This window comes from Agromyces luteolus (assembly GCF_009729855.1).
Classification (GTDB): domain Bacteria; phylum Actinomycetota; class Actinomycetes; order Actinomycetales; family Microbacteriaceae; genus Agromyces; species Agromyces luteolus.
In genome coordinates this window covers 811,288-829,440 of record NZ_WODA01000025.1, presented here as the reverse complement: position 1 = coordinate 829,440, position 18,153 = coordinate 811,288, and the positions used below count along the sequence as shown (strand labels likewise).

18 protein-coding genes and 1 tRNA gene are annotated in these 18,153 nt (G+C 72.8%); 15 read left to right on the top strand and 4 right to left on the bottom strand.

Annotation, left to right across the window (positions count from 1 at the left end; genetic code table 11):
• Positions 1-35: 35 nt before the first annotated feature.
• The 10 genes from rsmI (at position 36) to GLX25_RS17470 (ending at position 11,537) form a co-directional block, all read left to right on the top strand.
• Positions 36-863 carry a 16S rRNA (cytidine(1402)-2'-O)-methyltransferase gene (rsmI, locus tag GLX25_RS17515; RefSeq protein WP_166548959.1) on the top strand — a complete coding sequence of 276 codons (828 nt, stop codon included), beginning with the start codon at positions 36-38 and terminating at the stop codon, positions 861-863.
• A gap of 157 nt (positions 864-1,020) precedes the next feature.
• A complete protein-coding gene (locus tag GLX25_RS17510; RefSeq protein ID WP_155843790.1) occupies positions 1,021-2,142 on the top strand; it encodes an NADP-dependent oxidoreductase in 1,122 nt (373 codons plus the stop codon).
• A gap of 75 nt (positions 2,143-2,217) precedes the next feature.
• On the top strand, positions 2,218-3,783 hold the full coding sequence (gene metG / locus GLX25_RS17505; RefSeq protein ID WP_155843789.1) for a methionine--tRNA ligase: 1,566 nt from the start codon (positions 2,218-2,220) through the stop codon (positions 3,781-3,783).
• The gene (locus GLX25_RS17500) at positions 3,780-4,682 is read left to right on the top strand and encodes a TatD family hydrolase (protein WP_166548958.1); all 903 of its coding nucleotides are present in this window, start codon (positions 3,780-3,782) and stop codon (positions 4,680-4,682) included. Before metG ends, GLX25_RS17500 begins: the two co-directional genes overlap by 4 nt.
• 58 nt (positions 4,683-4,740) lie before the next feature.
• Positions 4,741-5,649, top strand: coding sequence for a 16S rRNA (adenine(1518)-N(6)/adenine(1519)-N(6))-dimethyltransferase RsmA (gene rsmA, locus GLX25_RS17495; RefSeq protein ID WP_271192491.1), 909 nt, complete (start codon positions 4,741-4,743; stop codon positions 5,647-5,649).
• An 88-nt stretch (positions 5,650-5,737) separates the two neighbouring features.
• Positions 5,738-6,697 (top strand): 4-(cytidine 5'-diphospho)-2-C-methyl-D-erythritol kinase, encoded by a 960-nt coding sequence (locus GLX25_RS17490; protein WP_155843788.1) that lies wholly within the window; start codon positions 5,738-5,740, stop codon positions 6,695-6,697.
• Positions 6,698-6,743: 46 nt separating this feature from the next.
• A complete protein-coding gene (locus GLX25_RS17485; RefSeq protein ID WP_155843787.1) occupies positions 6,744-8,651 on the top strand; it encodes an ABC-F family ATP-binding cassette domain-containing protein in 1,908 nt (635 codons plus the stop codon).
• A 186-nt stretch (positions 8,652-8,837) separates the two neighbouring features.
• Positions 8,838-9,725, top strand: a complete 888-nt coding sequence (locus tag GLX25_RS17480; protein WP_155843786.1) for a MetQ/NlpA family ABC transporter substrate-binding protein — start codon at positions 8,838-8,840, stop codon at positions 9,723-9,725.
• A gap of 124 nt (positions 9,726-9,849) precedes the next feature.
• Positions 9,850-10,878 carry a methionine ABC transporter ATP-binding protein gene (locus GLX25_RS17475; protein ID WP_155843785.1) on the top strand — a complete coding sequence of 343 codons (1,029 nt, stop codon included), beginning with the start codon at positions 9,850-9,852 and terminating at the stop codon, positions 10,876-10,878.
• Positions 10,878-11,537, top strand: coding sequence for a methionine ABC transporter permease (locus GLX25_RS17470; RefSeq protein WP_155843784.1), 660 nt, complete (start codon positions 10,878-10,880; stop codon positions 11,535-11,537). The genes GLX25_RS17475 and GLX25_RS17470 overlap by 1 nt, the downstream gene beginning before the upstream one ends.
• A gap of 89 nt (positions 11,538-11,626) precedes the next feature.
• On the opposite strand, the gene GLX25_RS17465 is transcribed toward GLX25_RS17470, so the two are convergent.
• On the bottom strand, positions 11,627-12,124 hold the full coding sequence (locus GLX25_RS17465; RefSeq protein WP_155843783.1) for a MarR family winged helix-turn-helix transcriptional regulator: 498 nt from the start codon (positions 12,122-12,124) through the stop codon (positions 11,627-11,629).
• A gap of 92 nt (positions 12,125-12,216) precedes the next feature.
• Between GLX25_RS17465 and GLX25_RS17460 the strand changes: the two genes are divergently transcribed.
• The 5 genes from GLX25_RS17460 to GLX25_RS17440 all read left to right on the top strand — a co-directional run bounded on the left by GLX25_RS17460 (position 12,217) and on the right by GLX25_RS17440 (position 17,112).
• Positions 12,217-12,726, top strand: a complete 510-nt coding sequence (locus GLX25_RS17460) for a flavodoxin domain-containing protein (RefSeq protein WP_155843782.1) — start codon at positions 12,217-12,219, stop codon at positions 12,724-12,726.
• 84 nt (positions 12,727-12,810) lie between these two features.
• A tRNA-Gln gene (locus GLX25_RS17455) sits at positions 12,811-12,882 on the top strand.
• A 1-nt stretch (position 12,883) separates the two neighbouring features.
• Complete coding sequence (gene glmU, locus GLX25_RS17450) at positions 12,884-14,350, top strand: bifunctional UDP-N-acetylglucosamine diphosphorylase/glucosamine-1-phosphate N-acetyltransferase GlmU (protein ID WP_155843952.1); 1,467 nt, start codon at positions 12,884-12,886, stop codon at positions 14,348-14,350.
• Positions 14,351-14,383: 33 nt separating this feature from the next.
• Entirely contained in the window at positions 14,384-15,361 is a 978-nt protein-coding gene (locus tag GLX25_RS17445) for a ribose-phosphate diphosphokinase (protein WP_155843781.1), read from the top strand.
• Positions 15,361-17,112 carry a long-chain-fatty-acid--CoA ligase gene (locus GLX25_RS17440; RefSeq protein ID WP_155843780.1) on the top strand — a complete coding sequence of 584 codons (1,752 nt, stop codon included), beginning with the start codon at positions 15,361-15,363 and terminating at the stop codon, positions 17,110-17,112. Before GLX25_RS17445 ends, GLX25_RS17440 begins: the two co-directional genes overlap by 1 nt.
• On the opposite strand, the gene GLX25_RS17435 is transcribed toward GLX25_RS17440, so the two are convergent.
• The 3 genes from GLX25_RS17435 to GLX25_RS19215 are packed head-to-tail and all read right to left on the bottom strand — an operon-like array spanning position 17,109 to position 18,150.
• The gene (locus tag GLX25_RS17435; RefSeq protein ID WP_155843779.1) at positions 17,109-17,474 is read right to left on the bottom strand and encodes a hypothetical protein; all 366 of its coding nucleotides are present in this window, start codon (positions 17,472-17,474) and stop codon (positions 17,109-17,111) included. The genes GLX25_RS17440 and GLX25_RS17435 overlap by 4 nt on opposite strands.
• On the bottom strand, positions 17,468-17,797 hold the full coding sequence (locus GLX25_RS17430; protein WP_155843778.1) for a DUF202 domain-containing protein: 330 nt from the start codon (positions 17,795-17,797) through the stop codon (positions 17,468-17,470). Before GLX25_RS17430 ends, GLX25_RS17435 begins: the two co-directional genes overlap by 7 nt.
• Positions 17,794-18,150 (bottom strand): YidH family protein, encoded by a 357-nt coding sequence (locus tag GLX25_RS19215; protein ID WP_166548957.1) that lies wholly within the window; start codon positions 18,148-18,150, stop codon positions 17,794-17,796. The genes GLX25_RS17430 and GLX25_RS19215 overlap by 4 nt, the downstream gene beginning before the upstream one ends.
• Between the last annotated feature and the right edge of the window lie 3 nt (positions 18,151-18,153).

Below are 18,153 nucleotides of genomic sequence, written 5' to 3'. Positions count from 1 at the left end.
CGCGTCACGCGGCGCCCGTGCGCCAGACTGGACCGGTGATCATCCTCGCGGCGACGCCCATCGGCAACCTCGGCGACGCGTCGACCCGGCTGCGGCAGGCGCTCGAGGACGCCGACGTGGTGGCCTCGGAGGACACGCGCGTCACGCAGCGCCTGCTCGCGGCGCTCGGCATCGCGAACCGCCCCCGGCTCATCGCGCTGCACGAGCACAACGAGCGCGCCCGTGCGGGCGACCTCGTCGCGCTCGCGAGCGAGGGCGACGTGCTCGTGCTGAGCGACGCCGGCATGCCGACGGTGTCCGACCCGGGCTTCCCGCTCGTGCAGGCCGCGGTCGCCGCGGGCGTCGACGTCACGGCGATCCCGGGGCCGAGCGCGGTCGTGACCGCGCTCGCCGTGTCGGGCCTGCCGACCGACCGGTTCGCGTTCGAGGGCTTCCTGCCGCGCAAGGCGGGGGAGCGCTCGCGCCGCCTCGCCGAACTCGCCGGGGACCGCCGCACGCTCGTCTTCTTCGAGGCGCCGTCGCGGCTGGCCGCGAGCCTCGGCGCGCTCGCGGAGGCGTTCGGCGCCGAACGGCCCGCCGCGGTGTGCCGCGAGCTGACGAAGCTCCACGAGGAGGTCCGGCGCGGCCCCCTCGGCGAGCTCGCGGAGTGGGCCGAGGGCGGCGTGCGCGGCGAGATCTGCGTCGTGGTCGGGGGCGCGGCCGAGGCACCCGCAGCCGATGCCGGCGAGGCGGTCGCGCGGGTCGTCGCGCTCGCGGCATCCGGCACCAGGCTGAAGGATGCCGCGGCGCTCGTCGCGGGCGAGACGGGACTCGGCAAGCGCGACCTGTACGAGGCCGCGCTTGCGGCCAGGGCCGAGCGGTAGCCCCGCCGACCGTCCCGCCGACGGGCCCGCCGAGCCGGATCGGCGCACCCGTGGTGCTCCATGCGTACGTATGCATCGAAGTCACAGGCGGCTCCCATCCGGCTCCCATTCGACGGGAGGACCCTGAAAGCACAGGACCGACGCGGGGGTGGGGACGATGGCAAGGGCAGTGGTGTTCGAGTCGTTCGGCGGGCCGGAGGTGCTCGAGGTCGTCGAGGTCGACGTTCCGAAGCCCGGACCGGGGGAGGTGCTCGTCGAGGTCTTCGCCAGCGGCATCTCGCCCGTCGAGACCGCGGTGCGGCGCGGCGACCGCCAGGACCACTGGCCGGTCGAGTTCCCCTCGGGGCAGGGGCGCGACCTCGCGGGCGTCGTCGACGCCGTCGGCGAGGGCGTCACGCGGTTCCGCCGGGGCGACGAGGTCATGGGCTACGTCGCGCGCGGCGCGCAGGCGGCCTACGTGCTCGTGCCCGAGGCGCAGCTGCTGCCGAAGCCCGTCTCGCTCTCCTGGGAGGTCGCCGGATCGCTGTACGTGGCGGGAACGACCGCGCTCGGCGCGGTGGACGGGCTGAACCTCGGCCCCCGCGACCTCGTCGTCGTGACGGCGGCGGCCGGCGGCATCGGATGCCTCGCGGCGCAGCTCGCACGGGCGCGCGGCGCCGGGGTGATCGGCACGACCGCCGAGTCCCGGTTCGACTTCGTGCGGCAGTTCGGGATCGAGCCGCTCGCCTACGGTCCCGACCTCGCGGCGCGGGTGCGGATGCTGACGGACCGCCCGGTCACCGGGTTCCTCGACTTCCTCGGCGGGCAGACCGCGGAGGCCGCGGAGCTCGGCGTGCCCGCGTCGCGCGTCTTCACGACGACCGACTGGGCCGCGGTCGAGGACCACGACGCGATCAAGCTCTGGGCCGGCGACACGATCGCGCTCGGCCGCATCGCGCAGCTCGTGGCCGACCGGCAGGTGCGACTGCCGATCGCGGACGTGTTCCCGCTCGCCGACGTCGCCGACGCGTACCGGGAGCTCGACCACCGCGACTCGGCGGGGAAGATCGTGATCGGCATGAAGGTCGTCGACTACCCGGGGCAGAAGGTGCGCGCCGTCAAGGGTCTGCGCGAGCAGGACCTGACGATCGGCGTGCCGACCCCGCACGAGCGGATGCAGGTCCAGGAGCAGATCCCGCCCGTGCTCGCGGACGGCCGGGCGCGGCAGCGCCGCGCGGAGACGCACGCCGCCGCGCAGGGCCCGCCGAACGGGAAGGACGGTGGGGCTGCGGGCGGCTGAGCCGCGCCGGCGGCGACCGGAGGGCGGCATCCGCTCGGGCGTAGCGCACCGATGCGCGCCCGTAGGATTGTCGGCATGGCCGACGCCTCCTCGTTCTACATCACGACCCCCATCTTCTACGTCAACGACGTGCCGCACATCGGGCACGCGTACACGGAGGTGGCCGCCGACGTGCTCGCGCGGTGGAACCGCCAGGCGGGTCGCGACACGTGGATGCTCACCGGCACCGACGAGCACGGCCAGAAGATCCTCCGCACGGCGACCGCGAACGGCGTGAGCCCGCAGGAGTGGGCCGACAAGCTCGTCGCCGAGGCGTGGAAGCCGCTGCTCGACACCGTCGACGTCGCCAACGACGACTTCATCCGCACGACCGACGAGCGCCACGAGCGCAACGTGCAGAAGTTCCTCCAGCACCTCTTCGACGAGGGCTGGATCTACACGGGCGAGTACGAGGGCTACTACTGCGTCGGCTGCGAGGAGTACAAGCAGCAGTCCGAGCTCGTCGACGGCACGGGCGAGTACGAGGGGCAGCTCGTCTGCGCCATCCACTCCAAGCCCGTCGAGCTGCTGCACGAGAAGAACTACTTCTTCCGCATGTCGGCGTTCGCCGACAAGCTGCTCGAGCTGTACGAGACCCGTCCCGACTTCGTGCAGCCCGAGTCGGCGCGCAACGAGGTCGTGAGCTTCGTGCGGCGCGGCCTCGACGACCTCTCGATCTCGCGGTCGACGTTCGACTGGGGCGTGAAGGTGCCGTGGGACGAGACCCACGTCGTCTACGTCTGGTTCGACGCGCTCCTCAACTACATCACCGCCGTCGGGTACGGCGAGGACGACGAGCGGTTCGCGCGGCGCTGGCCGGCGCAGCACCTGGTGGGCAAGGACATCCTCCGCTTCCACGCCGTCATCTGGCCGGCCATGCTCATGGCCGCGGGCCTCGACGTGCCGACCGGCGTGTTCGGCCACGGCTGGCTGCTCGTCGGCGGCGAGAAGATGTCGAAGTCGAAGCTCACCGGCATCGCGCCGTCGCAGATCACCGAGACGTTCGGCTCCGACGCATTCCGGTACTACTTCCTCTCGGCGATCTCGTTCGGACAGGACGGCTCGTTCTCGTGGGAGGACCTCGCGGCGCGCTACCAGGCCGAGCTCGCCAACGGCTTCGGCAACCTCGCCTCGCGCGTGATCGCCATGATCGGACGGTACTGCGGCGGCGAGGTGCCGACCGGCACCGAGGCGGCCCGCACGGAGGCCGACGAGGCGATCCGGCGCATCGAGGCCGAGGCGACGGATGCCGCGTGGCAGGCGATCGAGCGACTGCAGATCCACGAGGCGATCGCCGCGACGTGGAAGCTCGTCGACGCGCTGAACGGGTACATCACCGAGCAGGAGCCGTGGGCGCTCGCGAAGGACGAGACCAAGCGCGCTCGCCTCGAGGCCGTGCTCGAGACCGCGTACCACGGCGTCGGCACGCTCGCCGTGCTGCTCTCGCCGGTGCTGCCCAAGGCGACCGCGAAGCTCTGGACCGCGCTCGGCGCGCCCCGCACCGTGCAGGAGCAGCGCATCGACCGCGCCCACGAGTGGAGCGTCGGCACGCGGACCTCCGCGCTCGAGCCGCTGTTCCCGCGCGTGGAGGCGACCGAGTGACGGCTGGCGCCGAGCACCTGCGCACCCGCTCCGACGGCGGCCGCGCCGCCGAGTACCCGCCGCCGCCCGAACCGTTGGCGGTCGCCGTCTACGACAACCACACGCACCTCGAGATCGCCGACGGGGCGCTGCCGCTCACGGCGCACGAGCATCTCGAGCGCGCGGCATCCGTCGGCGTCGCGGGCGCCGTGCAGGTCGGCACGGATGTCGCGACCAGCCGCTGGTCGGCCGAGATCGCCGCGCGCGAGCCCCGCCTGCTGGCCGCGGTCGCCCTGCACCCGAACGAGGCGCCCGAGCTCGATCGGCGCGGCGAGCTCGACGCGGCGATCGCCGTCATCGACGAGCTCGCGGCGCGCCCGCGCGTGCGCGCGGTCGGCGAGACCGGCCTCGACTTCTACCGCACGGGCGACGACGGCCGCGACGCGCAGTTCCGCTCGTTCGAGGCGCACATCGACATCGCGAAGCGGCACGGCATCGCGCTGCAGATCCACGACCGCGACGCGCACGACGAGGTCGTCGCGACCCTCCGCCGCGTGGGGGCGCCCGAGACGACGATCTTCCACTGCTTCTCCGGCGGCGAGGAGCTCGCCCGCCTCGCAGGGGACGCCGGCTGGTACTGCTCCTTCGCGGGCAACGTGACGTTCAAGAACGCCGGGAACCTGCGCGAGGCGCTCCGGGTCGTGCCGCGCGACCGGATCCTCGTCGAGACCGACGCGCCGTACCTCACCCCCGTGCCGCTCCGGGGCCGGCCGAACGCCCCGTACCTCGTGCCGCACACCATGCGATTCATGGCCGAGGCCCTGGGCGCCGACCTCGACGAGCTGTGCGCACAGGTCGCCGCGAACACCGAGCGCGCCTACGGCTCGTGGGCCGACGGGCTCGAGGCGGGTTCCGCGTGACGCGGCGCGCCGCGTGCGCGGTCGGCGCCGACTGCCCCAGCATCGGGAGGGTGCGGGGGTGCAGGGCGTGAACGCGCATCGGCATGAGGCCGACGGCGGCGGCGCCGTCACGCCGCGCCTGCTCGGGCCGGCCGAGATCCGCGACCTCGCCGAGCTGCTCGACGTGACGCCGACGAAGAAGCTCGGCCAGAACTTCGTGCACGACGCCAACACGGTCCGCCGCATCGTGCAGACCGCGGGCGTGCAGCGCGGCGAGACCGTGCTCGAGATCGGACCGGGGCTCGGTTCGCTGACGCTCGGCCTCCTCGAGGCGGGCGCAGAGGTGATCGCCGTCGAGATCGACGCGCGCCTCGCGGCCCAGCTCCCGCACACGGTCAGCGTCATGCAGCCCGGCACGTCCCTCACGGTCGTCCGCGAGGACGCGTTGCGCGTCGACGAGCTGCCGGGGGAGCCCACGCGGCTCGTCGCGAACCTGCCCTACAACGTCTCGGTCCCCGTGCTGCTGCACCTGCTCGAGCACTTCCCGTCGCTCACCTCGGGCATCGTGATGGTGCAGGCCGAGGTCGGACACCGGCTCGCCGCCGAGCCCGGCTCGAAGGTCTACGGCGCGCCGAGCGTGAAGGCGGGCTGGTACGGCGACTGGCGCACGGCGGGGCAGGTGTCGCGCATGGTGTTCTGGCCCGTGCCGAACGTCGACTCGGTGCTCGTCGGCTTCGAGCGCGGCGACGCACCCGGCGATCCGCCCGGCACCGAGCAGGAGCGCATCGCCGTGTTCGCGCTCGTCGACGCCGCGTTCCAGCAGCGGCGGAAGATGCTCCGCCAGTCGCTCTCCGGCGTGCTCGGCGGCTCCGCCGCCACGGCGAGCGCCATGCTCCAGGCTGCGGACGTCGACCCGCAGGCGCGCGGCGAGCAGCTCACCGTCGAGGACTTCCTGCGGATCGCGCGCACCGCGGCATCCGTCGCCTGACCCTCGCGAGCGACCGCGCCCTGCCCGCGCCGCCGACGTGGCCTCGGCGGTGCGCGATCGGCCCGCCCGCGTCGGCTAGCGTGGTGCCATGGTGTTCCCGGCGACCGACGCGTCAGTGCACGTCCGAGCCCCCGGGAAGATCAACCTCTTCATGCGGGTCGGCGCGCTCGACGACGACGGCTACCACGACGTCGCGACGGCGTACCAGGCCGTGTCGCTGTACGAGGACGTCCGCGCCTGGCCCGACGACGAGTTCTCGGTCGCGTTCGGCGGCTCGGTCGACACCTCGGGCCTGCCGACGGATGCCTCGAACCTCGCGATCCGCGCGGCGAAGCTGCTCGCCCGCCACGCCGGCGTGCCGGGCGGCGTGCGGCTCGAGATCGACAAGCACGTGCCCATCGCGGGCGGCATGGGCGGCGGGTCGGCGGATGCCGCGGGCACGCTCGTCGCGTGCGACGCCCTGTGGGGCACGGCGCTGCCGAAGGAGGAACTGCACGCGCTCGCCGCGTCGCTCGGCGCCGACGTGCCGTTCGCGCTCACCGGCGGCACGGCGATCGGTACCGGGCGCGGCGACCGACTGAGTCCGGCGCTGGCCACGGGGTCGTTCCACTGGGTGCTCGCGATCGCCGACTTCGGGCTCTCCACGCCGGCCGTGTACGGCGAGCTCGACCGTCGCCGCGACGCCGGCCTCGACCCGGAGTGGCGCGACGGCCACCACGGCGCGCGCTCGGCGCTCGACTCGCCGACGGTCGACGCGGCCGTGCTGCACGCGCTCCGCGCGGGCGATCCTCGGCAGCTCGCCGCCGCGCTGCACAACGACCTGCAGTCGGCGGCGGTCGGGCTCGCCGGCCGGCTCGCGCAGGTGATCGACCTCGGAGAGCAGAACGGCGCCCTCGCGGGCCTCGTCTCGGGTTCGGGGCCGACGGTCGCGTTCCTCGTCGACGACGCCGACAGCGCGCTCGAGCTCCAGGTCGCGCTCTCGGCGGCCGGCCTCACGGCGCTCCACGTGCACGGACCCGTGCACGGCGCCCGCGTGCTGCCCTTCTGACCCGCCTCGGTCGCGCCGAGCGCGGCGAAGTAGGGTTGAGCGCGACATGGCACACCTCCTCGGCGCCGAGCGCCTGCACCTCGAGTTCCCCACGCGCATCGTCTTCGACGAGGTGACCCTCGGCATCGACGAGGGCGACCGCATCGGCATCGTGGGGCGCAACGGCGACGGCAAGTCGACGCTGCTGAAGCTGCTCGCGGGGCGGCTCGAGCCCGACGGCGGGCGCGTGACCGTGCGGCGCGACGTGCGCATCGGCATGCTCGACCAGGCCGACACGGTCGACGCGGATGCCACGGTCGCCGAGGCCGTCGTCGGCGGCATCGAGGAGCACGTCTGGGCGGGCGACGCGAAGGTGCGCGACGTGATCGCGGGCCTGCTGGCGGATGTGCCGTGGCAGGGCCGCGTGGGCGACCTGTCGGGCGGCCAGCGCCGCCGCGTCGGGCTCGCGGCGCTCCTCGTCGGCGAGTGGGACGTGCTGTTCCTCGACGAGCCCACGAACCACCTCGACGTCGAGGGCATCGCGTGGCTCGCGCGGCACGTGAAGGGCCGCTGGGCGGCGAGCGACGGCGCCGTCGTGGTCGTCACGCACGACCGCTGGTTCCTCGACGAGGTGTGCACCGCCACGTGGGAGGTGCACGACCGTATCGTGGAGCCCTTCGAGGGCGGGTACGCCGCGTACGTGCTGCAGCGGGTCGAGCGCGACCGGATGGCCGCCGCTTCCGAGGCCAAGCGCCGGAACCTCATGCGCAAGGAGCTCGCGTGGCTGCGCCGCGGCGCGCCCGCGCGCACGTCGAAGCCGAAGTTCCGCATCGAGGCGGCGAACCAGCTCATCGAGGACGAGCCGCCCGTCCGCAACCCCGTCGAGCTCAACCGCCTGGCGGTCTCGCGCCTCGGCAAGGACGTCGTCGACCTGCTCGGCGTGACGGTCGAGTACCCGGTGCGGGATGCCGCGTCCGGCGCGCCGTCGACCCGGACCGTGCTGCACGAGCTCGAGTGGCGCATCGCGCCGGGCGAGCGCACCGGCATCCTCGGCGTGAACGGCGCCGGCAAGTCGACGCTGCTGAAGCTCGTCACGGGCGAGGTGCAGCCGACCACCGGCCGGGTGAAGCGCGGCACGACCGTGAAGATCGCCGTGCTCAGCCAGGAGCTCGCGGAGCTCGCCGAGTGGACCGACGAGCGGGTGAGCGCGGTCGTCGCCGCGCAGAAGACGAGCTACGTGTTCGGGTCCGGCTCGAAGGCCGTCGAGCTCACGCCGGGGCAGCTGCTCGAGCGGCTCGGCTTCACGAACCAGCAGCTCGCGACGCCGGTGCGCGACCTCTCGGGCGGCCAGAAGCGGCGCCTCCAGCTCCTGCTGATCCTGCTGCAGGAGCCGAACGTGCTGATCCTCGACGAGCCGACGAACGACCTCGACACCGACATGCTCGCCGCGATCGAGGACCTGCTCGACGCGTGGCCCGGAACGCTGCTCGTCGTGTCGCACGACCGGTACCTCGTCGAGCGGGTCACCGACCGGCAGGTCGCGATCCTCGACGGGCACCTCCGCGACCTGCCGCGCGGCGTCGACCAGTACCTCGAGCTGCGGGCGGCGGGTCTCGATACGCGCCCGGCTGCGCCGGGTGCTACTCGACCACCGGGGAGCTCGGCTTCGCCGGGTGCTCCTCGACCACCGGAGGCAACCGATGGTCGAGCAGCAGCCGAAGGCAGCGTATCGAGATCCTCCCCGGCCCTCACGGGCGCCGACCGCCGCGCCGCCGAGAAGGAGCTCTCGTCGATCGACCGACGCCTGGAGAAGCTGCAGTCGCAGATCGCCGAGCAGCACGAGAAGCTCGCCCGCCACGACCAGTCCGACTACGTCGGGCTCGGCACGCTCGGCGACGAGTTGCGCACGTTCGAGGACTCCGTCGCGGAGCTCGAGACCCGATGGCTCGAAGTATCCGAGCAGCTCGAGGGGTGAGATCGCAGGATCTGTGACGCTCGATGACCGGGTGGTCAATCGAGCGCAGATCCTTCGCCTACCGTTGGAATGCGCCCGCGATCGCGGCAACGAGGCCCCACCGCCACCAGCGGTGGGGTTCGTCATGTCCAGGCACCACCGCCACCAGCACCTGATCGCGCGCCCATCGTGAAAAGGAACCCCGCCATGCCCAGCTCCACCACCAAGCTCGTCGCCGCGCTCGCCGCAGCCCCGCTCGTCATCGGCCTCGCCGCCTGCTCGTCCGCCGGTGCCGCCGAGGGCGACGACGTCGTCCGCATCGGCGTCGTCGGCAAGTCCGACCCGCAGTGGCCGGCCTTCGAGGAGGCCGCCGCCGACGCCGGCATCGACATCGAACTCGTCGACTTCGCCGACTACACCCAGCCCAACCCGGCGCTCACCGAGGGCGAGCTCGACCTCAACCAGTTCCAGCACATCGTGTACCTCGCCGACTACAACGTGTCGGCCGACGCCGACCTCGCGCCGATCGGCTCGACCGCGATCTACCCGCTCGGCCTCTACTCGCTGGCCTACGACTCGGTCGACGACATCCCGGCCGGCGAGACCGTGGCCGTGCCCGACGACCCCTCGAACCTGGCCCGCGCACTCCTCGTGCTGCAGTCGGCCGGCCTCATCGAGCTCGACGGCGGCGGCTCGATCTTCTCGACCGTCGACGACATCGACGAGGCGAACTCGAAGGTGAAGGTGACGCCGCTCGAGGCGTCGCTCACGCCGACGAGCCTGCCCGACGTCGCCGCGGCGATCATCAACAACGACTTCGTGCAGGACGCCGGTCTCACCTTCGCCGACGCGATCGCGCAGGACGACCCGAGCGACCCGAACGCGCTGCCGTACGTGAACATCTTCGCGGCCCGCGCCGACGACGCCGACGACGAGACGTACCTGAAGCTCGTCGAGATCTTCCAGACCGACCCCGAGGTCCGGGCGGGCCTGCTCGAGGCCTCCGGCGACACCGCCGTCGCGCTCACGACGCCGGTCGACGAACTCGTCGACGCGCTCGCCACGGTCGAGGACGACACCCGAGCCCAGGGCTGACACGACGACGGGCCCCGGTGGTCGAGTAGGCCGCGCAGCGCCCGTATCGAGACCCGTGCGAGGTCTCGATACGCGCCTCCGGCGCCACTCGACCACCGGGGATGCTCATGCAAGGAGGTACCGCATGGCGCTCGTCACCCTCGAGCACGTCAGCAAGTCCTATCCGGCCGCGGGCCGCGCGGCCGAACCGGTCGTCGCCGTCGACGACGTCTCGCTCGAGATCGAGGCCGGCGACGTGTACGGCATCATCGGGTACTCGGGTGCCGGCAAGTCGACGCTCGTGCGCCTCGTCAACGCGCTCGAACCCGCCACGAGCGGCTCGATCCGCATCGACGGCCGGGAGATCACCGGCCTCCGCGAGCGCGAACTCCGCGGCATCCGCCTCGGCATCGGCATGGTCTTCCAGCAGTTCGAGCTCTTCGAGGCGAAGACCGTGCGCGCCAACGTCGCCTACCCGCTGAAGGTCGCCGGGTGGGCGAAGGCCGACATCCGGGCCCGCGTCGACGAGCTGCTCGCGTTCGTGGGCCTCTCGGACAAGGCGGGCGCTCGCCCCGACCAGCTCTCGGGCGGGCAGAAGCAGCGCGTGGGCATCGCCCGCGCGCTCGCGACGCGCCCGCGCATCCTCCTCGCCGACGAGGCGACGAGCGCGCTCGACCCCGAGACGACGCAGGAGGTGCTCGCGCTCCTGAAGCGCGTGAACGAGGAGCAGGGCGTGACGATCATCGTCATCACGCACGAGATGGACGTCATCCAGTCGATCGCGACGAAGGTCGCCGTGATGGACCGGGGCCGGGTCATCGAGCACGGCGACGTCTTCGACGTCTTCTCCGCCCCGCGGCATCCGTCGTCGCGGAGCTTCGTCGGCACGGTGGTCAAGGGCGTGCCCTCGCCGACCGAGCTCGCGGTCCTGCGCGAGCGGCACGAGGGACGCATCGTGACGTGCTCGTTCCGCGACGGCGACGCAAGGCAGGCGCGCGTGTTCCTCGACCTCGCCGAGGCCGGGCTCGAGTTCGAGCTCGTCTACGGCGGCATCAACGACATCCGCGGCCGCGCCTTCGGCCACCTGACCCTCGCCGTGCGCGGCGACGACGCCGCGATCGACCGCGCGCTCGTCGCGGTCTCGCAGCACGCCGACGTCACGGAGGCGCGCTGATGGACCGGCTGCTCGAACTGGGCCCCGAATTCTGGGCCGCCGCGGGCGAGACCCTCTACATGGTCGCGCTCACCATGCTCTTCGGCGGCGCAGGCGGGTTCCTGCTCGGCCTCGGCCTCTACGCCACGCGGCGCGGGGGACTGCTGCCGAACGCCGTCGTGAACACGGTGCTCAACGTCGTCATCAACTTCTTCCGGCCGATCCCGTTCATCATCTTCATCGCGGCCGTGCAGCCGCTGACGCGCGCGGTCATCGGCGTGGGCATCGGGACGGATGCCGCGATCTTCGCGCTCTCGCTCGCCGCCTCGTTCGCGATCGGGCGCATCGTCGAGCAGAACCTCGTGACCGTGCGGCCGGGCGTCATCGAGGCGGCGCGGTCGATGGGCGCGGGCCCCGCGCGCATCCTCGGCACGGTCGTGGTGCCCGAGGCGCTCGGACCGCTGATCCTCGGCTACACGTTCATCGTCATCGCGGTGATCGACATGTCCGCGATGGCGGGGCTCATCGGCGGCGGCGGCCTCGGCTACTTCGCGCAGCTCTACGGGTTCCGGCAGTTCGAGCCGGTGGTGACCTGGGCCGCAGTCCTCCTCATCGTCGTCTTCGTGCAGGTCGTGCAGGGTGTCGGCAACCGGCTCGCGCGGCGGGTGCTCGGGCGATAGCCGGGTCCGCGACGCCCCGCTCGGGCCCCGGGCGACGGGCCCCGGGCGACGGATGCCGCGTGCCGCACGCGTCGCGGCATCCGGCCGGATCAGGCGAAGCCGAGCGAGAGCTTCCGCAGCAGCGCGGCCAGCCGGCGCTGCTCGGCGGGGGGCAGGCCGGCGAGCAGCTCGGCCTCGGCGTCGACGAGCCGCGTGATCGCCGCGTCGACACGCGTGACCCCGGCCGGGGTCATCTCCACGAGGATGCCGCGGCCGTCGTGCGGATCGGTCTGCCGGGTCACGAGCCCGCGGCCGACGAGCCGGTCGATCCGGTTCGTCATGGTGCCGCTCGAGACGAGCGTCTGCGCGAGCAGCGCCTTCGGCGGCAGGCGGAATGGCGCGCCCGCCCGGCGCAGGGCCGAGAGCACGTCGAACTCCCACGACTCGAGCTCGGAACGCTCGAAGGCCTGCTTGCGCGCCCGATCGAGGAGCTTCGCGAGCCTGCCGACGCGCGAGAACACCTGGAGCGGCGCGAAGTCGAGGTCGGGGCGCTCGCGCTCCCAGTCGTCGACGATCCGGTCCACCTCGTCCTGGTCGCCGGTCGTCATGCCGCCAGTATCCCACCGCGTGCGCGCCCGCCCGTCGACGCCGAGGGCCCAAGGTCCCGACCGCACGGGCTCGCGGTCGCAGGGTGGAAGGCATGGCACACGTCCTCGTCGCCTACGCGACCAAGCACCAGTCCACCGCCGAGATCGCCGAGGCGATCGCCGGCGAACTCCGCGCGCGGGGCCACGTCGCCGAGGCGGCGGAGGCCGGGCACGCCACCGCCGACGGCTTCGACGCCGTCGTGCTCGGCAGCGCGACCTACGCCGGCCGCTGGCGCCGCGAGGCGCGGCACTTCCTCTCGCACGAGCGCGACCGGCTCGCGGCGATGCCGTTCTGGGTCTTCAGCTCGGGCCCGATCGGAGAGCCGAAGCCCGATGCGCCGCCCGACGACGACAAGTGGCTCGAGCCGCGCAAGGTCATCGAGCAGGCCGAGGCGCTCGGCGTCCGCGAGCACGTGGTGTTCGGCGGCCACGTGCCGCAGGACCCGGGGAACTTCGTCGAGCGCGCGATGCTCCAGAACACGCCGGAGGAGTACCAGGACCTGAGGGACTGGGACGAGATCCGCGCGTGGGCCGACCGGATCGCGGACGCGCTGTCCGCCTGAGCGCCCTCCGCATCGCCGCACGCACCTCGCATGGCAGACTTGACACCGCGCCCGAGGGCCGCCCGCGGGCGGCTCCGCGCGCGGTCCGCCATGGTGTAACGGCAGCACGACAGCCTTTGGAGCTGTGAGGACCAGGTTCGAATCCTGGTGGCGGAGCATGGACGAGAACCTCGCGATCATCGTGCTCGCAGCGGGACAGGGCACCCGCATGAAGTCGGCCACCCCGAAGATCCTGCACCCGCTCGCGGGCGCCCCGATCATCGCCCACGTGCTCGCCACGGCGCGAGCCCTGGACGCCAGGTACGTGGTGGCGGTCGTCCGCCACGAACGCGACCTCGTCGCCGGCGCGATCCAGGCCGAGCTGCCCGAGGCGGTCATCGTCGACCAGGACGAGGTCGCCGGGACCGGACGCGCGGTGGAGCAGGCCATCGCGGCGCTCCCCGACGACTTCACGGGCGACGTGCTGGTCCTGAACGGCGACGTGCCGCTCCTCAACGCCTCGACCCTCGCCGAGATGCTCGAGCGCCACCGGGCCGACGGGCTCGCGGCATCCGTCCTCTCGGCACGGTACGACGACCCCAGCGGGTACGGCCGCATCGTCCGCAGCGCCGAGGGCGCCTTCGACCGCATCGTCGAGCAGAAGGACGCGACCGACGACGAGCTCGCCATCGACGAGGTCAACGCCGGCGTCTACGCGTTCGGGGCGGCCGCGCTGCGCGACCAGCTCGCGAACCTCACGACCGACAACGCGCAGGGCGAGAAGTACCTCACCGACATCATCGCCCTGCTGCGTGGCGCGGGCTCCGAGGTGAAGGCGCGGCCGGTCTCCGAGTCGTGGCTCGTCGCGGGCGTGAACGACCGCGCGCAGCTCTCCGAGACCGCGGCCCGGCTGAACGCGCTCATCGTCCGGGGCTGGCAGCTGAACGGCGTGACCGTCGAGGACCCGGCGACGACCTGGATCGACCTCGCCGTGCGCATCGAACCCGACGTCACCGTCCGCCCGGGCACGCAGCTCAAGGGCGCGACCGCGATCGCGTCGGGCGCGATCGTCGGTCCCGACACCACGCTCGTCGACTGCGAGGTCGGCGAGCGGGCCGAGGTGAAGCGAACGGATGCCACGCTGGCGGTGATCGGCGCCGGTGCGACGGTCGGCCCGTTCGCGTACCTCCGCCCGGGCACCGTGCTCGACGCCGACGGCAAGATCGGCACCTTCGTCGAGACGAAGAACGCGCGCATCGGCGCGGGCAGCAAGGTGCCGCACCTCTCGTACATCGGCGACACCGAGATCGGCGAGGGCTCGAACGTCGGCGCCGGATCGATCACCGCCAACTACGACGGCGTGGCCAAGCACCGCACCACGATCGGCTCGCACGTGCGAACCGGCTCGCACGGCGTCTTCGTCGCGCCCGTTACGATTGGGGACGGGGCGTACACGGGGGCAGGCACGGTCGTCCGGAAGGACGTGCCGGCCGGTGCGCTCGGCGTGAACGTCGCCCCGCAACGCAACATCGACGGATGGGTCCAGCAGCACCGTGCCGGAACCGCGGCCGCGCAGGCGGCCGAGGCCGCGCAGGCGGCGCACGAGGCGGGCGAGGCCGACGGCGATGGACGTGAAGCCGAATAGCACCCGGCAACGCCGGTGGGAAGGACTGTGAGCATGTCGGGAATCGAGACCACCGGATCCAAGCGCCTGGTCCTCGTGTCGGGGCGTGCGCATCCGGCGCTCGCGAAGCAGATCGCCGCCGAACTCGGCAGCGAGCTGGTCCCGACCGATGCCCGCACCTTCGCCAACGGCGAGCTCTACGCCCGGTACGACGAGAGCGTGCGCGGGTCCGACGCGTTCGTCATCCAGTCGCACGCGGCGCCGATCAACGAGTGGCTCATGGAGCAGCTCATCATGGTCGACGCGCTGAAGCGCGCGTCGGCGAAGCGCATCACCGTCGTCTCGCCGTTCTACCCCTACGCCCGCCAGGACAAGAAGGGCCGCGGCCGCGAGCCCATCTCGGCGCGCCTCGTCGCCGACCTCTACAAGGCGGCGGGCGCCGACCGGATCATGTCCATCGACCTGCACGCCGCGCAGATCCAGGGCTTCTTCGACGGGCCCGTCGACCACCTCTTCGCCATGCCCGTGCTGCTCGAGGAGTTCAAGAACTCGCTCGACCCCGAGACCCTGACGGTCGTCTCGCCCGACATGGGCCGCGTGCGCGTCGCCGACATCTGGTCCGACAAGCTCGGCGTGCCGCTCGCGATCATCCACAAGCGTCGCGACCCGCTCGTGCCGAACCAGGTCTCGGTGCACGAGATCGTGGGCGAGGTCGACGGCCGGGTGTGCCTGCTGGTCGACGACCTCATCGACACCGGCCGCACGATCGTGAAGGCCGCCGAGGCGCTGAAGGCGAACGGCGCGACCGGAGTCGTGGTCGCGGCCACCCACGCGGTGTTCTCCAACCCGGCGACCGAGATCCTGCAGTCCGACTTCATCGACCGCGTCGTCGTCACCGACACCCTGCCGCTGCCCGAGGAGAAGCGCTGGGACCGCCTCACGGTGCTCCCGATCGCGCCGCTGCTGGCCCGCGCTATCCACGAGGTCTTCGAGGACGGCTCCGTCACGAGCATGTTCGACGGGGCCGCCTGATGACGGATGCCGCGGCCAGGCCCTGGCTCGCGAGCTACGCCCCGGGCGTCCCGCACTCGCTCCCCGCCCCCGAGGGGTCGCTCATCGACCTGATCCACCACACGGTCGAGCAGTACCCGGATCGTCCGGCGTTGGAGTTCTTCGGCCGCACGACGACGTACGCCGAGCTCGGCGAGCAGATCGATCGCGCGGCGGAGGGCCTGCGGCGGCTCGGCGTGCAGGCGGGCGACCCGGTCGCCATCGTGCTGCCGAACTGCCCGCAGCACATCGTCGCGTTCTACGCCGTGCTCCGGCTCGGCGCGATCGTCGTGGAGCACAACCCGCTGTACACGCCGCGCGAACTCCGCCACCAGTTCGAGGACCACGGCGCCCGCGTCGTGATCGCGTGGGACAAGGTCGTCGCGACCATCCAGGACTTCCCCGACGACCTCGCGATGCGCCACGTCGTGTCGGTCGACCTCACCCGGGCGATGCCGTTCACCACCCGCGCCGCGCTGCGGCTGCCGATCGCGAAGGCCCGCGAGGCGCGGGCCGCGCTCACCACGAGCGTGCAGGGCACCGTGTCGTGGCGGGAGCTCGTGGCATCCGACCGCATCGCACCCCACATCCACGCGCCGCGCGTCGGCGACGTGGCGCTCATCCAGTACACGAGCGGCACGACCGGCAGCCCGAAGGGCGCCACGCTCACGCACGCCAACCTGCTCGCGAACGCCGCGCAGGCGCGCGCCTGGGTGCCCGACATCGAGCGCGGCACGTCGGTCGTCTACGCGGTGCTGCCGATGTTCCACGCCTACGGGCTGACGCTCTGCCTCACGTTCGCGATGAGCATGGGCTCGCGGCTCGTGCTGTTCCCCCGGTTCGATCCCGACCTCGTGCTGAAGGTCGTGAAGAAGCATCCGCCCACGTTCCTGCCGGCCGTGCCGCCGATCTACGAGCGACTGACCGCGGCGGCCGCCGAGCAGGGCGTCTCGCTCGAGGGCATCAGCATCGCGATCTCGGGAGCCATGCCGCTGTCGGCATCCGTCGTCGAGCCGTGGGAGGAGAAGACCGGCGGGTACCTCGTCGAGGGCTACGGGCTGTCGGAGTGCTCGCCCGTGCTCATGGCGAACCCGGTCGCGCCGACCCGCAAGGCGGGGACCGTCGGCCTGCCGCTCCCCGACACTGAGTGCCGGGTCGTCGATCCCGACTCGCCGATGAACGACGTGCCCGCAGGGGAGCGCGGCGAACTCGTCGTGCGCGGGCCGCAGGTGTTCGGCGGGTACTGGCACAAGCCCGAGGAGACCGCGGCGGTCTTCGTCGACGATCCCGACGGCGGCGCGCCGTGGTTCCGCACCGGCGACATCGTCACCATCGACGACGACGGCTTCGTCCGCATCGTCGACCGCATCAAGGAGCTCATCATCACGGGCGGGTTCAACGTCGCGCCGAGCGAGGTGGAGGATGCGATCCGCCAGCACCCGGACGTGGCGGACTGCGCGGTCGTGGGGATGCCCGACGAGCGCTCGGGCGAGGAGGTCGTCGCCGCGGTCGTGCTGCGCCAGGGCGCGACGCTCGACGCCGACGGGATCCGCACCGCGGTGCGCGACCGGCTGACGCCCTACAAGGTGCCGCGTCGCGTCGTCGCCGTCGACGACCTCCCGCGCTCGCTGATCGGCAAGGTGATCCGCCGCCAGGTGCGCGAGCAGCTGCAGGCCGCGTCGGCGCAGCCGGCGCCGGGTACGGCGGAGGGCGGCTCGGGAACGCCCGACTAGGCGTCGCGGCCGGGCGCCGCGGGCCTCGGGAACGCGGGCATCGGTCCGAGGTTGCCGAGCACCGTGCTCGATCCCGACGGAGCGACCGCGATGCACAGCCACCCCGGCCCGCCGCGCGCGAAGAGGTCGAACTCGACGCGCGAGTCGTCGAGCCGGCTGAGGTCGGCGACGTACGCGGCGCACGCGTTCGCGGCCGCGGAGCGGGCGACGCCGAACGCCGAGAGCACGAGCGGCAGCACCATCGCGCCGAGCGCGAGCACCACCGCGATCCGGATGGCGCGCCTGCGGCGCGCGCCGACGACCGGTCCGTCGTCGAGTTCGCCGGACTCCTCCCACCCGCTCGCGGGCTCGTGGTTCACCATGGCGAACTCGCGAGCATCGACCAGGTCGCCGCCGCACAGGCGAGCAGCGTGGCGCCGAGGACGGTCCAGGCCATCGGGAGCGGAAGCGGCAGCGGCGTGGCCGCTGCGGCGAGCGCTCGACGGCGATGCCAGCCGACGGCGAGGATGGCGGCGGCGCCGGCGAGGAGGACGACGGATGCGGCCACCAGCCAGGTCTTGTCGCTGATCAGTCCTTCGCGGAGGACGAGGAGCGCGTTCAGGGCGACGGCGAACGAGGTGCGCGTCCAGGCGAGCGCGGTCCGCTCGGGCTGGAGGCCCGGATCGCGTACGACGGCATCGGTCATGACGTCACCACGAACAGGGTCGCGAGCACGGCCGCCGCGAGCAGGCCGATCGCGGAGATCAGCGGGAGCACCCAGCTGAACGGGAGCGGACCGTTCCGGCGCATCGCGATCTCGTTGGCGCGCCAGCGCGTGTAGGCGCCGACGCTCAGGACGGCGGCGGCGATCGCCAGCACGACGGCGAGGACCAGCACCGCCACGCGCGGCTCGAGGGCGGTGGCGAACTGATCGAGGAGGACCGCTCCCGCGAGCAGCGCGAGCGCGGTGCGGATCCACGCGAGGAAGGTGCGTTCGTTGGCGAGCGTGAACCGGTAGTCCGGGTCGTCGCCGTCACGGCGCCACGATGGTTCGCGCACCGG